11 protein-coding genes are annotated in these 14,921 nt (G+C 53.0%); 1 reads left to right on the forward strand and 10 read right to left on the reverse strand.

Going from position 1 to position 14,921, the window contains the following annotated elements:
• Positions 1 to 26: 26 nt before the first annotated feature.
• From ICT70_RS14345 to ICT70_RS14365, 5 genes are all read right to left on the reverse strand, one after another.
• Entirely contained in the window at positions 27 to 2,456 is a 2,430-nt protein-coding gene (locus ICT70_RS14345; RefSeq protein ID WP_191157839.1) for an acyl-CoA dehydrogenase, read from the reverse strand.
• 57 nt (positions 2,457 to 2,513) lie between these two features.
• Complete coding sequence (locus tag ICT70_RS14350) at positions 2,514 to 3,398, reverse strand: patatin-like phospholipase family protein (RefSeq protein WP_191157841.1); 885 nt, start codon at positions 3,396 to 3,398, stop codon at positions 2,514 to 2,516.
• Positions 3,399 to 3,455: 57 nt separating this feature from the next.
• Positions 3,456 to 4,322, reverse strand: coding sequence for a DUF547 domain-containing protein (locus ICT70_RS14355; RefSeq protein WP_191157843.1), 867 nt, complete (start codon positions 4,320 to 4,322; stop codon positions 3,456 to 3,458).
• 205 nt (positions 4,323 to 4,527) lie between these two features.
• Positions 4,528 to 6,705: a dihydrolipoyl dehydrogenase gene (gene lpdA, locus ICT70_RS14360; RefSeq protein WP_191157845.1), complete on the reverse strand. Its 2,178-nt coding sequence runs from the start codon at positions 6,703 to 6,705 to the stop codon at positions 4,528 to 4,530.
• 88 nt (positions 6,706 to 6,793) lie between these two features.
• Positions 6,794 to 7,321, reverse strand: coding sequence for a carboxymuconolactone decarboxylase family protein (locus ICT70_RS14365; protein ID WP_191157847.1), 528 nt, complete (start codon positions 7,319 to 7,321; stop codon positions 6,794 to 6,796).
• Positions 7,322 to 7,712: 391 nt separating this feature from the next.
• On the opposite strand from ICT70_RS14365, the gene ICT70_RS14370 reads away from it, so the two are divergent.
• On the forward strand, positions 7,713 to 8,393 hold the full coding sequence (locus ICT70_RS14370) for a Crp/Fnr family transcriptional regulator (RefSeq protein ID WP_191157849.1): 681 nt from the start codon (positions 7,713 to 7,715) through the stop codon (positions 8,391 to 8,393).
• 194 nt (positions 8,394 to 8,587) lie between these two features.
• Here ICT70_RS14370 and ICT70_RS14375 read toward each other — a convergent pair whose 3' ends face one another.
• The 5 genes from ICT70_RS14375 to ICT70_RS14395 form a co-directional block, all read right to left on the reverse strand.
• Positions 8,588 to 9,436: a metallophosphoesterase family protein gene (locus ICT70_RS14375; RefSeq protein ID WP_191157851.1), complete on the reverse strand. Its 849-nt coding sequence runs from the start codon at positions 9,434 to 9,436 to the stop codon at positions 8,588 to 8,590.
• Positions 9,433 to 10,803 carry an SLC5/6 family protein gene (locus tag ICT70_RS14380; protein WP_191157853.1) on the reverse strand — a complete coding sequence of 457 codons (1,371 nt, stop codon included), beginning with the start codon at positions 10,801 to 10,803 and terminating at the stop codon, positions 9,433 to 9,435. Before ICT70_RS14380 ends, ICT70_RS14375 begins: the two co-directional genes overlap by 4 nt.
• A gap of 105 nt (positions 10,804 to 10,908) precedes the next feature.
• Complete coding sequence (locus ICT70_RS14385; protein WP_191157855.1) at positions 10,909 to 11,943, reverse strand: lipid A deacylase LpxR family protein; 1,035 nt, start codon at positions 11,941 to 11,943, stop codon at positions 10,909 to 10,911.
• A gap of 409 nt (positions 11,944 to 12,352) precedes the next feature.
• Positions 12,353 to 13,267: a radical SAM protein gene (locus ICT70_RS14390; protein WP_191157857.1), complete on the reverse strand. Its 915-nt coding sequence runs from the start codon at positions 13,265 to 13,267 to the stop codon at positions 12,353 to 12,355.
• On the reverse strand, positions 13,248 to 13,916 hold the full coding sequence (locus ICT70_RS14395) for an FAD-binding oxidoreductase (protein WP_191157859.1): 669 nt from the start codon (positions 13,914 to 13,916) through the stop codon (positions 13,248 to 13,250). The genes ICT70_RS14390 and ICT70_RS14395 overlap by 20 nt, the downstream gene beginning before the upstream one ends.
• Between the last annotated feature and the right edge of the window lie 1,005 nt (positions 13,917 to 14,921).

Raw genomic sequence — 14,921 nt, forward strand, 5'->3', positions numbered from 1 at the left:
ACCGGTCGCATAGGCTCCTTGTTGACTCATTGGTCACCTCCCTGCCGCAAGGTAGCGGAGGGGAAATCATCGACGCGTATCACTTCAGCACGGGCGGCATTGGCCTGCTCAACTTCTTGTGCCTCCTCGGTTGTAATGACTCCGGCGGCGATACCCGCCGCCGGCAAATCGGCTTCCCTGGTCTCGCGGATAACGCCCTGGCGCTGTGCCAGTCGTAATTTCTTTTCCACAACCTCGGCGACAATAACTTTTACCAAAGCATCTTCGATCCGTCCAAGGGGTTCATCGACATCGGTGGGAACAAAAATTCCCTGGGTCAGTCGATTCCGCGTCGGCGATGGAGTCATCAGCAAGCCGGCAACCTGGTGGCCGAGATCATCCTTCGGGGCGGCCGAGCGAAACCCTAGCGGGAAAGTCGCCAGACGCAACAACCAGGCAACCGGACGGTTGGGAAAGTTACGCAGGAACTCCTGAAATGATGTCTCGATGACGCGAAAACTTTCGGCACAGGCCCACTCCATCAGGGGTTGTTCCTCCTTGGGCCGTCCGCGATCCTCGAACTGCTTGACCACCGCCGAGATCAGGTAAAGGTTCGAGAGAATGTCCGCCAGCCGTCCGGAAAGTTTTTCCTTACGCTTAAGATTGCCGCCGAGAATCAACATGGCGGTATCGGCGGTCAGGACAAACGCACTGCTCAACCGACTGGTGCGCTGGAGAATCCGACGATTGGGGCCATCCGGCACCGGCAACAACTGCCCTCCGGTCAGCCCGGAGATGAACGCCCGCACGCCCGTGCTGATGGTAAAGCCGACATGGGCAAAGAAATGTTCATCAAAAGCCCGTAGCCCGGCGGCCTGATCAGGTTCGGCAACGGCCTGCATTTCCTTGAGCACATAGGGATGACTGCGGATAGCGCCCTGACCAAAGACGATCAGGGTGCGAGTGAGAATGTTAGCGCCCTCAACGGTGATTCCGATGGGAATCGACTGGTATGGTCGCCCTAACAGATTGCGTGGGCCGAGGCAGATGCCACTGCCGCCCTGGATATCCATCGCATCGTTTAACACCTGGCGCATCCGTTCGGTAGCGGTGTACTTGACCACCGCCGACAGCACGGCCGGCTTCTCACCACGATCAACAGCGGCACAGGTGAGACTGCGGGCAGCTTCAATCTGATAGGTCAAGCCGCCGATGCGGGCGAGCGCCTCCTCGACCCCTTCCATCTGACCGATCGGCACGCGAAACTGACGGCGGATTCGAGCGTAGGCGCCGGTGGCTCGACAGGCCAGCTTGCCGGCGCCGGTACTTAACGCCGGCAGGGAGATGGAGCGGCCAACCCCCAGACTTTCCATCAACAGACGCCATCCCTGACCGGCACGCTCCGGGCCGCCGATAATCCAGTCGAGGGGAATAAAGACATCCTTCCCCCAATTGGGGCCGTTCATGAACGGCATGTCCAGCGGCACATGGCGGTTGCCGATGGTGATGCCCGGGGTGTTGGTCGGAATCAGAGCCAGAGTAATCCCTAGATCCTCTTTTGCTCCGAGCAAATGATCGGGATCCTCAAGTTTAAATGCCAGACCGAGCAGCGTCGCCACCGGCCCGAGAGTAATGTAGCGTTTTTCCCAGTTCAGGCGAATACCGACGATTTCTTCGCCGTTAAACAACCCCTTGCTGACAATCCCCCGGTCGGGCATGGCCGCCGCGTCACTGCCGGCTTCCGGACCGGTCAGGGCAAAGCAGGGAATTTCGTCACCCTTGGCCAGACGCGGCAAATAGTGGTCCTTCTGGGCGCTGGTCCCATAGTGCAGAAGCAGTTCTGCCGGGCCAAGGGAATTGGGCACCATCACGGTTACCGCAGCGGTAATACTGCGGCTGGCGATCTTCATGATCACCGCCGAATGGCCCAGAGCGGAAAAGCCGAGCCCACCATATTCGGGCGGGATAATCATGCCGAAGAAGCGCTGCTCCTTCAAATACTGCCAGACATCCGGTGGCAGATCCTTATTCTTTGCCACAATCTGCCAGTCATCCAGCATCCGGCACAATACGTCTACCGTCCCATCAAGAAATTGCTGTTCTGCTTCGCTCAACGCAGGCTCGGGCAAGTCGAGCAGTTTCTGCCAATCCGGATCGCCACTGAACAGTTCACCGTCCCAACCCACCGTTCCGGCTTCCAGCGCCTCGCGCTCGGTCTCGGACAAAGGTGGCAGCAACCGTTTAAACAGAGAAAACAGCGGTCTGGTCAGCACCTCGCGCCGCAGTGGACGCACATTAAGAAGCACCGCAGCCACCGCCGCAACAGCCCCTACCCCAACGCTGATGCCGGCGGATGCGCCCCAGGCGTAGGCAAGCACAGTAATGCCGACCACCAGAATCAGCGACCAGAGCCACAGCTGAACGCGAAAATATGCCAGACCCAGCAAGACGGCCACACTGATATAAATTGTCATCATGATTTCTCCTGTGCAACGGGTTCCAGGTGCTATTGCTTCATCGCCCCATCAACTTATTCAGACAGAGGCTGTATCCTGAGGTGAATGAAGATGTTGTTTGAGGCACTCAAAAGAAGAACACCTATTCAGACCATCCTGCTCCAGCCAGCTTGTCGTCGCGGCAAACCCGTCATCAATCAGAGCTCCGGCCGCTTGAAAATTGAGGGGATTGGTACGCAAGGGACATAAGGGGGGCACAACCGCAATCTCGGCCTGATCCCGATGGCCTTCCAGATCCTGTAGCAATTGCCTGGCAATAATCAGATTCAACGCGTGCAAGGCGATACTCAGGGCGCCCGTAGGAGGCAAAACCGGCTCACAAGTAAAGCCGGTCGGCAGGACAATCAGACGCGTTGCACCGAGCCTGATGGCGGTTGAAACCGGAGTGTGATTAGCCACTCCGCCATCAATCAGGTAGCGACCATCAATCTTAACCGGGGGGAACACTCCCGGAATAGCGGCGCTGGCCAGCAAGGCGGGAAGAATGTCCCCGCGCTCAAGCACTACCTCTTCGCCGCTGACAAAATCGCTGGCAATAATATGAATCGGTACGTTCGCTTCCTGGAAATCACGGTAAGGCAAACGTCTGGACAGAAACTGGACAAAGACTTTTTCATCAAAAAGATGGCTTCGTTTACTTAAGAGGCTTCTTAATAAGCCAAACCAGGAGTAGTGGAATACCTCATCCCGGGTCAGGCTCCGCCAGATGGCTTCGAGTCCCGCAACCCCCCGAGGCGAAGGGTCGGCGGCAAAGTAGGCGGCGTTGATCGCGCCGACGGATGAACCAACCAGTAAATCGGGCTGCACACCATGGAAAGCCAGGGCCTTGAGCATGCCGACCTGAATGGCGCCAAGACTGCCACCACCGGCAAAAATAAGAGCCGTCTTGTGATGAGATCCCATGATAAAACCCTCCCTCTTAAACGCACATCAACCGGTTCATGGTCTTATGACCTAGGCTTATCTGAATTCGCTGAAATTTTCCGGTCTGTTCAGGGACCAGTCATAATCGATGTAACCTATCCGATCGGCCTGATCGATCTGCGGATGACGTTCTTCATCGGTATAGGCTTTGATAAATTGACGAATACTGCCGGCCGCTTCAATAAAATCATCTGCGTACCATTTGAACAATTCGGACAGCATCAGAGTGCGCCCGTCAATGTGCAACTGGCGTTGGGTCTTGAATGCACGAACCGTGTTGGCCGTCATCAGATCATCGGTATTAATTGAGGTATAAAGTTGTTTTCTTAAGGGCGGACAGCCGACTGATGCACAGTTGACCGCGTAATGAACGCGGGCGTCCTTCCACCCCTTGCGTTGGTACTCGCTACCGAGCAGAATATCTTTTTCGATGGCACTCAGACTGTATTTTTTACCGCCGACTGTGAACAACGCCAGCTCAAAAACGTGCTTTTTTAAGGGATTATAGCGCCCGCCATAATCCCAGACGGAAGCGACCAGCTGTCCTTTCAGGGGATGGGTCAGAAGATGTTCGATCATGAAAAAATTATAGGCATTCAGCCAGAAGGCGATGGATTGATATTGTTCCGTCAGGCTACCGGGATTAAACTCGGCCAGGTTAGCTTTTTGCTGATTCAACAATGCCAAGGTATCACTGTCAGCGAGGGCTTTTTCATAGTTAAAGGCTGATACCAGGCCACCTCCCGGCAGATCTTTTTCCACGACAAAACGCTGCAGTATCTTGGCATAGGGGGCATAAAGCTCTTCCAATTCGCTATTGCCATCAGCAACAGCGGTCGTTGCTGAAAAAACCATCACCACCAAAAAAACCAACACCGGATACAACCAGTGCAAAAAACGCATACGTTCCTCCACAAGGTTATTTCTACAGATCAACGTTGATGCTTTCGCAAAAAAACATCAGGTTGGATGATAGGCTAAAAACGCCATATGCAAGGAGCGCCATTATTGAACAATGAGGAGTACTTACCTACGTCGAAGCAGTGAGCCGATGGCGGCAACGCAGCAGCTGGTGAGTTTTTGCGACGCCATCAACTTTGTTCAGGCACTAACAAGGGTTAACCGGTTTTGAGCCACCCCCGGTGCACCCCCGCCGCCAGGTATGATATTTCTCCACCCAGGCCAGCAGTTTTTCCGGGGCATGGGCTCGTTTCCACTCACCGGCCGTCATCTTGTTGGCTTCCGCCAGGGTTGGATAGGGGTGGATGGTGCCAAGAATCTTGTTCAAGCCCAGACCATGCTTCATCGCCAGGATATATTCGGCAATCAGATCACCGGCATGGGTGCCGACGATGGTAACTCCAAGAATTTTATCCTTGCCCGGCACAGTAAGCACCTTGACCCAGCCGTGGGTTTCCTCTTCGGCGATGGCGCGATCGAGCTCTTCCAGTTCAAAACGGGTGACTTCATAAGGGATTCCCTGGGCACGGGCGTCGGCTTCATTGAGACCAACGCGGGCAACCTCGGGATCGGTAAAAGTACACCAGGGGATGACGCGATAATCAACGCGGAACTTCTTAACATCGCCAAACAACGCGTTGACAGCGGCATACCAGGCATGGTGCGCGGCGGTATGGGTAAACTGATAAGGGCCGGTAACATCACCGGCACAGAAGATATTGGGGATGTTGGTTCGCATGAAGGGATCGACGTCAACCGTACCCCGGTCGTTCAGTCGGACGCCCAGATCTTCCAGACCAAAACCGGCAACCCGGGCCCGGCGACCGACGGCAACAAGAAGTTGGTCAAAGGGGATCTCCACCCGTTCTCCCTGGTGCTCACAAACCAGAAGTTTGTCTTCGCCCCTGACAACCACCTCTTTAGCTGCGTGACTGGTCAGAACCTGCACCCCCTCAGTGACAAACCGTTCACGGACAAATTCGGCGACATCCGCATCCTCCCGCCCCATAATATGGGGAGCCATCTCAACCTGGGTCACCTGCGCACCAAATCGGGCGAAGGCTTGCGTCATTTCACAACCGATGGGACCACCGCCGAGCACCACCAGACGCTTTGGTAATTCCCGTAACTGCCAGAGGTTGTCCGAGGTCAGATAATCGACCTGATCCAGCCCCGGGATCGGTGGCACAAAGGGGGTAGCTCCGGTCGCGACGATAATGTTACGGGTGGTCAGGGTGCGGCCGTTCACTTCCACCGTATAAGGCGAGGTGATACGCGCTTCGCCTTTAATACAATCAACCCCGAGATCAGTGTAGCGTTCTACCGAATCATGGGGTTCAACCTTGGTTACGACCTGCTGCACCCGCTCCATCACCTCGGAAAAATCAAAATTGATATCCGTGCGGCGCAAGCCAAACTCACTGGCTCGGCGGCCATAGTTAAGAATTTTAGCCGACCGGATCAGAGCTTTACTCGGTACACAGCCGGTATTCAGGCAATCGCCTCCCATCTTGTCGCGCTCAATCAGGGCGACTTTCGACTTCACCGCCGCAGCGATATAAGAACTGACCAGACCGGCGGATCCGGCCCCAAGGACGACAATGTTGTAGTCGAAGGACTTCGGTTTGACGAACTGCTTCAAGGTGCGGCTTTTTTGCACAATATCAACTCCTTTACGGGCAAGCAGGGGGAAAACTCCGAGCAGGACAAATGAAAAGAGTAGCCCGGGCGAGAGAATTCCGCCCAGACTCTCGATCTGACCAAGCTGGGTGCCGGCGTTGACGTAAACAGCGGTACCAGCCAGCATGCCGATCTGGCTGACCCAGTAGTAGGTCCAGGTGCGCATCGGGGTCAAACCCATGACCAGATTGATGACAAAGAAAGGAAACAGGGGCACCAACCGCAAGGTAAACAGATAGAATCCCCCCTCTTTGGCAATGCCGTCATTGAGGGACTTCAGACGTTCGCCAAACTTCCCCTGAACCCAGTCACGTAACAGAAAACGACTGACCAAAAAGGCCAGAGTCGCGCCGATGGTACTGGCGAAAGACACAACGATCAGCGCCGACCAGAAACCGAACAGGGCACCGCCGGCCAGGGTCATGACGGTTGCGCCGGGCAGCGACAAGGCGGTGACGACAATATAAAGCAAAAAATAGGTTCCCAGGGTCACCAGACGATTCGCCAGATAAAACTGGTGAAAGGCCTCCTGCCGTGTTTTCAGCTCCGCCAAGGTCAGAAAATGATGCAGATCAAACACAAAAAAGAGCCCGATCAGAACCACAACGACAGCAACAATAATTCCTTTTTTTCCCAAAAAACCCATAGTTTCCTCCCGGCAGCAAGGTGCTCGCCGATCATCTGGTACTTTTATCAAATGAGAGTGTTTCCCCTGCTTAAAATCTTCTTGCAAGCTACCCCAAATCTACCTGCAAGACGTCAAGGAATTTATTAAAAGCAGTAAACACCTCCATGACACCCAAAGCCTCGACAATCTGTGCATCTGTCGCGCCGGTCGCTTTAAGCGCCTGAAATTCTTCATCGCTGACCCGGTGGGGGTCGCTGTTGGCTTTACGGGCAAAGCGGATCAGGGATCGCTCCAGTTCAGAAAAATCGGCAGCGTCCAGTTGCGAGGATATTTTTTCGATCTCTTCGTCGCTGAGCCCGATCATCTGCAAAGCACCGGTATGGGCGGCAACACAGTAGTTACAGCCATTGTCCTGCGATACCAGCAGGGCGATGGCCTCTTTGGTCTTGCGCGACAGGTCACCTTCCATCATCACCCGTTTCACCTTGTTCCAGTTGGCTTCGAGCAGCGGCGGATGATGGGCATAAGTTGAAAACAGATGGGGAACATAGCCAAACGCTTGATGAATTTCCTTTAGAATAGAAGTAACGTATGCAGATCCTTCCTGAACATCAATGGTACGAATTCGACTCATAAAACCTCCTTTGTTGAAGCGTCATTAATAAAACCTCAACGACAGCTCTTTGGGTTAACCATCGCCGCCTTAAACAACCCTTGTACTTAATGCTAACGAGATCGGTAAAGACAGAATGTAACACAGCTCACACTCTGATAAGTTTTACCGATACTTTTATATTTATATGTAACTATTCAGCGCTATCCTTGCACAGGGTCTTTGGATCCTGTGGCAAGGGTTTTTGTCGCCATGGACAGCGACAAAAAGCGGTCATGGATGACCCAACGGGAAACAATCGCGTCCCTTGACAGAGGATTCAAAGGTCCGGTGCTGAACAGATACGTTCATTCTTTTAATTAAACAAAAACCTGTTATTATCAGTGTCTTTGTTATTATCAGGAGAAGAACCATGCAGGATAAAATCTGGTATATCAAAAATACCGGCGGGGTTTTCGCCACCCTCAATGATGAGGACAAGACCTATCTGGCCGGCATCAGCAAAATGGAGGAATGTCGGCGCGGACAACCTTTTTACTTGCCGAAGGATGTCAGCGATAAAATCTATCTGGTCAAAAAGGGGAAGGTCCGACTGGGGATGGTTAATGCGAACGGAGATGAAATCAGCCTTGATGTTCTTGGTCCCGGTGAAATCTTTGGTGAGCTGGCCGTTGCTGATGAAAAACGCCGATCACACTTCGCCGAAGCAACCGAAGACAGCCTGGTCTGTATTTTTTCGCGGGCCGACTTTCAACAGTTTTTAACCGAGCACCCGGAGTTGACCTTTAATGTCATGAAAATGATCGGCTTCAGGATGCGCGAAATGGAAATAAGGCTTCAGGATCTGACCTTTAAATCGGTGGGCGAACGGTTGAAAACCACCCTGTTACGCCTGGCCGAGCGTCATGGTATTGAGGAAGCCGGCGGCATCAGGTTGACGATTACCCAGAAGGACATTGCCTACCTGGTAGGAGCTACCCGCGAAGCAGTCGCGGAAGAAATCGCCCGCTTCAAACGTGCCGGGCTACTGGAAACGGCTTACCGCTCTTTGTTGATTCCGGACCTTGAGGCTTTAAAAAAACAAGAACGATAAGTGATAAGTCATTGGGGACAATTTTGCACCGCAGCAACTGCGATCGTCATTTACCATTAGGGCCTGTCCCATGTAGCGCAAACGCCCTGGCTGTCTGCAGATTGAAGGCTGCTGATCATTTCGCCAGTCTACCAAAATCGCGGCGCACCTGTTCCTTGTAAAACTCGCCTAATTGGGACAGGCTCTATTTAACGCTAGCAGGTCAGCTCATTCAGCACGAGGGGTTGACCTGATAATTCACGGTCAGCCTCTGATAGAACATCCAGACTTGGCCAAAGACCGCTGCGTAGCGCGTGCGTGTAGCCATTGACAAGCCCGGCAGTGTGCATTGCCAAAACTGTTTCTTCAACCGGATAGTGCAACCGCTGCCAGTGACAGCACAAATGATCCCCCTCGGGGGTCAACAACAGATACCAACCATCGGGTGTGCCGTCATTGGCCGGCATGCCGATCGCACCGGTGTTGAGCCAGACTCGCGTCCCGATTCGGGTCCCTGAGGGGATGCCGCTGTGACCGCCGATCAAAATGTCCGTACCGGCCAGATCAAGTTCTGTCTGTTTGATGGACTCTGCTGTCGAAGGGAAAATGAAACGGTTGATCTGGCGAACGCCGCCATGCACTGCCAGGATACTCTTGCCGTTTATACTGAACCGTATGGATCTCGGCAAACCTCTCATCCATGCGCGGTCATCCGCAGAAATTCGTTGGTTGGCAAAACGATACCAGTCGTCTGACAACAGGGAGCAAGTGGTTCCTTCATCGAACCCACAGCCACAGTCTTGTGCTGCCAAACCAAGGGACTCTTCGCAGTTTCCCTGAACAACCGCGATGTCCCAGTCGCGAATCAAGGCCACCGTCTCCTCCGGCTGCGCGCAATAAGCCACGACATCACCGGTACAAAGAGTTCGATCTGCAGGGATGTCAAGCGCATCGGCGCGCGCACGCATGGCACGGGTCGCTGCCAGATTGCTGTATGGACCGCCGAACAGCAACACCGGCCCGTCGAGCGACCCGAGATCAATTTGCGGTTGTGCGTTAATCATGGGGATTTCTCCTCGCGCTTGAGCCAACCCCCGAACCAAAAACCAAGACAGCCCAACCCCATTACGGATAGGGTCAACCACAACAGCTTGGTGTATTTATGGGACTCACCCAACAGCTGGCTGTAGCCGCTCGATTCGGTGAAGTAAAGCACCGCCGCGGCCAGTGCCAGAACAAAGCTGAACAAGTAGCTCCAGAGCGGAATATCCCGGCGCTTGCCCCAGAGCGAGAAGAAAATGACCGGTGCCAGATAAAGTGAGGCCGTTCCACTCACGGCGACCGCACTGAACAAATCATTGTTCCCCCAGAAAACCAGCAATAAACCGACCAGCATGAAGACCGCCATGACCGCCCGACCGTTGCGCAACGTCATTTTCATTATTCGCATGTCGACGGCCAGCAATTTGGCGGAGCTCGACAGGGTGCTGTCCAGTGTCGACATAGCCGAAATAACCAGCGCCGCATTGAACAGCAGCATCGGCACCGCACCGAGCAGCTGCATCAGGGTCTCGTTCATGCTCGCCCCTTGGGTGGCGTGGGCCCCGGCCAGCACACCGAGGCAGCCGAAGGCAATGATACAGATCATGCTGATCCAGGCCGCATGCAGAAAACTTCTACGAGTGGTCTCCCGATCGGCGAGAAAGCCGCGATCCATCATCACCGGATCGTGCATCGGATAGCTCCAGATCTGCAGCAGCGCCACCAACATCAGGATCGGACCCGGCTGATCAAAAACAAACGGCTTGAACCAGAGATCCTGCAGCTGCACCGTCTGACTACCCACTGCCAGAGCGATCAGCAGAACCAGGGTACCAAAAAATATCACCAACTGAAAAACGTCGGTACGTAACGAGGCACGCAGCCCCCCGACCATCGAGTATAATAAGGTAACAGCCGAGAAGCCGATGATGGTCAGCGTATATGCCTGGCTGCCGGCGACACCAAACAAAATGCCGATGACAAGCAGGTTGGCAAACACCTCGCTGATCAGCCGCACGCCGATGACAAAGTTGTAACAACCTGTTCCCCAGGGGCCAAAACGGGATCGCAGAAAATCCTGCACGCTATGAAAGCCGTGTTCGAAACGCAAGCTGTCAACGATCTTGCCACCGGTCAGAAATGAGAAGTAATAGAACGCATAGGCCAGCGTGCCCCAGATGCCGTAATAGAAACCGAGAATAGCGGCGTTCATCAGCGAGCGGGCAAAAATCCAGGTGGTGACCTGGGAAAAGGTCAGACTCAGCAGACCCGGTTGACTGCCGTTGGCACCGAGGCCCTGGTAGAAGGCACCTTCACTCTCGGCGCGAGGCGAGAGCACGACCGAAGCCAGAGCGACAAAACCGGCAAAAGCGGGCAGGACATAATCCATGTAAAAACTCCCTGGAAGTTGAATGCGCTTAATGAAAATCAACCGTCAGGCATGGCCCCCTAGTGGAGACTGTCACGTCGACAGCCACATCATTCATGCCAATGATTAAAAAGACCAGGCCAAACTCAATGAACCATACGTTTGGTTATCGTCCTGGGTATCAAATTGACGGGTTCGGTAGATATATGAGTAGGTCAACTTGGTCCCCCCATGCTGCCAGACAAAGCCACCCATGAGTTCTCCAACCAACGGCTCTTTGTCGACGCTGTGACTGTTGTGATAAAGATTGCCGTCAAGAAAAATATCATGCGCTACGACCTTACCGTCCGCCGACAGAAAAAAATGAACACTTGAGCTTCTTCCTGCGCTGTCACCAAAGGCACTATTGGTTTCACATCCTCCGCGGATCGGACAGCTACCGAAGTCGTTCGGCAGATTCCAGCCGAACCGTGCCTCGGCACCCGCATTAAGATACACATTGACCGTGCCGACGCGCCCCCCAAGATGGGGAATCAGGTCAAAGCCGAAATTTTTCCCCACCGGTTTAGACCACCAGCGCCACTGACTTTCGCAAATCAGATCAATGGCCAGTTCGTTCTCCAGCTGGTTGTCCCAGCCTTTTCCCCGCTCCGCTCCGATCAGATCGTGAACAATATTTTGCGTCTTTTGGGCCAAGGATGCGGGGCCGACAACGCCGATACGTAATTCCCAATTATCCTTACGCCGCTCTTTACGGCTATGAAACCCGACAGCCAGGTAGGTATATCCCGCATACGGACGGTCATCCTCAACAACAGCAACGGAGTCCGTATCTTCCGGGGTAAAAATATCCTGCCCCAGGGAGAGACTTACCGCATGCAGGCTGTCAGCTCCGCCGACAAAAGGGAGATTCTCAAAAAACGGCAAACTCCAATTGGGAAGACTGGTTGCTTCCCCCTCTCCGTAAGGTGTGCTCCAGGAAAATTTGACCCCATTGGTGTAATCACGGTCTGTCCCGGCAAACAGATCATTTTCCCAATAAACGGTAAAGGTATCGAAATGATTAGATCTTTCACGTTTTTCTAAAGAAGGCGCAGCGATTGAAGTGCTGACAGTTGAAAAAAACAACAGCCAAACAAAAAGCACATACTTGTTCATCATTTTTGCTCCCGTTACATGACTTCAAAATTAATCAATTCGTAACTATTCAGCACTATCCTTGCGCATGGTCGGGGGTCCTGTGGCAAGGGTGTTTGTCGCCAGGGACGGCGACGACAAGCGGTCAGGGAATTCTTGTTCACCAACTTTCCGGAAGCATATGATTTCCGCACAGGACAGCGTTCACCAACTCATCAGCACCGGCACAAACGAGCGCGGTTGTGATAGTTGCTCCTCCTAGAAGATCACCTCAACAACTTAGCTTAGCTCAGCACCCTGCCAAGGTCGCTCTATCTGACAAGTTCAGAGAAAGATTGGTTATATTCTGCAAGGGCAGGTGTCTGACTCTCACCTTCTCATTGTGTAGGAGTCGATGAAAAGGGGCGGTCCAGCAATTCTTTCGATATATTCATCAAACCCCTTCTGAGCAACTGGCGCCACAGGCAAAACAGGAATAACAGCGGTGATGGCCAAGCATGACACGCTCTTTCATTGCTGACTTTAGCGTCGGACCCAGATCGTAGCCTGTAACGTCATCGACCAGGGTGCAGGCATAAACGCCGCATTGACCGTTTTTACGGACCACCATCTTGCTGAAATTACACATGAAGAGCGCGCGCTGCTCGGCACCCAAATAACGGGTCATGCAGGTTTCGGTGACCTCCGGAACATTCGGAAAAGAGCCGGGCAAGTGAAATTCCGGAAATTTGACGATGGTGATATCGTCGGGAACGCCGGCATTGCGGAAAAAAGACACATAACTTTGGTCCACGGCTACGCTATCCTCGTCAGGAAGCATCATCCGAGCGATGGAGACGCCAAAACCGGCTTGATGGAGCCGTCCAAGGGTGTCGAGGGCTTTTTTGAAATTCCCCTTGCCGCGGGATTCGTCATGCAGGGACGGATCCGGATGATCGAGGCTGACCCGAAATCTCAATGGATTCGGTTTATCGGCAAGCTTAAGCACATCGGCCATCTGATTCATCAACGGTTCCGTAGCGTTGGTCAGTATCAGGCACGGCCGTTGTTCCAGAGCGGCATCCAGAATGGCCACGAGCTCCGGATTGACAAAGGGTTCACCGCCTGTGAAGGAAAACTTTTTGACCCCGAGTTCCAACGCTTCGGCGATAAAGCGCCGGGCATCGGCCAACGTCAAAAATTCGATTCGATTGTCCCCCGGCTTTGAACCTTCAAAACAAAAAGGACAGCGCAAATTACAGTTGGTTCCGGTGTGAAACCAAAGTTCTTCCAATATCTGGGGCTGGATATAACCGCGCGGCTCGTTCAGACTGGTGGTGCGCCAGGCGTCAGTTCTGTTCATCTTCATAGAAAAAAATCTCCCGGTGGATGTAGGTATAGTCGATGCCCCTGGCTTCAAGCCATTGGCTGGTTTCATCGATCATGGTATCGAGGCCGCACAGGTAATAGTGGATGCTACCGACCAGAGGGACCTGTTCAAGAAGACCGGTGACGCGACCATGAAAATGATCGTGACCAGCAGTTTTGGAAACGGCCAGACGAAAGCCGCTCAGACACTCAAGTTCTTCCAGCGCGAAAGCATCTTCTTGATGGCGTACTCCGTAGAGACACATCTCCGGCGGCTGCGCTGGATTGCTGCGAAGGTAACTCAAAAAGGGTGCGATGCCGGTACCGGTGGCAATAAAGACGCAACGCTCGCCGTTTGGCGTCGAACGGCCGGGACGAAACCATCCGAAAGGGTCGCTGGCCTGGACCTGATCGCCCGGATTGCGCAAAGACAGCCAATGACTGACCCGCCCATTCGGCACCCTTCTGATCAGGAACCGCAGCTGATCCTCTTTTGTGCCGGCCGAAATACTATAAGGCCGCGAATCTCCGTCGCCGTTGAACAAGGCCATGCAGGCTCCCGGCTCAAAGGAAAGGCCCCCCTTTTCGAGTTGCAGCTCGAAAAGGTCATCATGGAGAAAGACAATGTTATGAACTTTCAGTGTCGGCACTGTTTTTAACATTCCCATGAAAGGTTGAATGACTCAACATTCAACTGCTCGGAAACTTCAAAATCAACCTCGGGGGTCAGTATCTGCATCAGGTCTCTCGGATTGGCCAGTCGAAAACGGTAATAGCCGGTCTCCAACAACCCTTGTTTTTGAATTTGCCGATCTGATCAGCAACCGTCGCACGCGAAGCCACCACCAGACTGGCCAGGTCTTACTGTTTGAAAGGCAGACTGATAATGTCATCAGGTTGCCTTCTGCCATGACGCCGCGCCTGCCAAATCAGAATCAACACAAGCCGACTGGCAGTTTCTTCTCTTGCCGCCAGGAAACAAGTACAGCGTTCTTGATGTGCCAAAGCCTGCATTCCATGACTGCCTTGCACTTCTTTCAACCAAGCTCAACATCCAATAGGTCAAGAAACTTGTTGAACGCTGTATAACCGTTCAGCTTAGGAACTGAGACCACAAAGACCAGAAAAATCATTAAATTCAAATAAAAAATAGACCATTGATGCCAAAATAAAAGTCATTCGTATTACATTCATGGGGCGAACATAAAAAAAGATTGATTTTTTGGAATACTCTGATCGACGTAACTATTCAGCTCTATCCCAGCACCGGGTCTGGGGTCCTATGTCAAGGGACGCTTTTCGTCATCCATGACCGCTTTTTGTCGCCGTCCATGGCGACAAAAACCCTTGCCACAGGACCCCAGACCCGGTGCCGAACAGATACTGATCGACTTGAATAGGAAAGACATTGCACCAATTGTGGGGGAATGTTCTCAATAATCCTTTTTTTGTGGTTAGCGGTACAAGAATAAGCAATATCGTGAAATCCGCATAGAAAACGAAATATAAGAATAATCAAAAATTCCCACCTAGTGTCCTGTTTGGTTAGTCCTTTATATTAATTTGCTGCTTTTGCTCTTTGAACCGAATCGATGATTACGGCAGCACTTTTCGTCCATTTAAATGGTTTGGCACTTGCGGCGTTATGGACCTTG

This window comes from Pelovirga terrestris (assembly GCF_014773365.1).
Classification (GTDB): Bacteria; Desulfobacterota; Desulfuromonadia; order Desulfuromonadales; family Geopsychrobacteraceae; genus Pelovirga; species Pelovirga terrestris.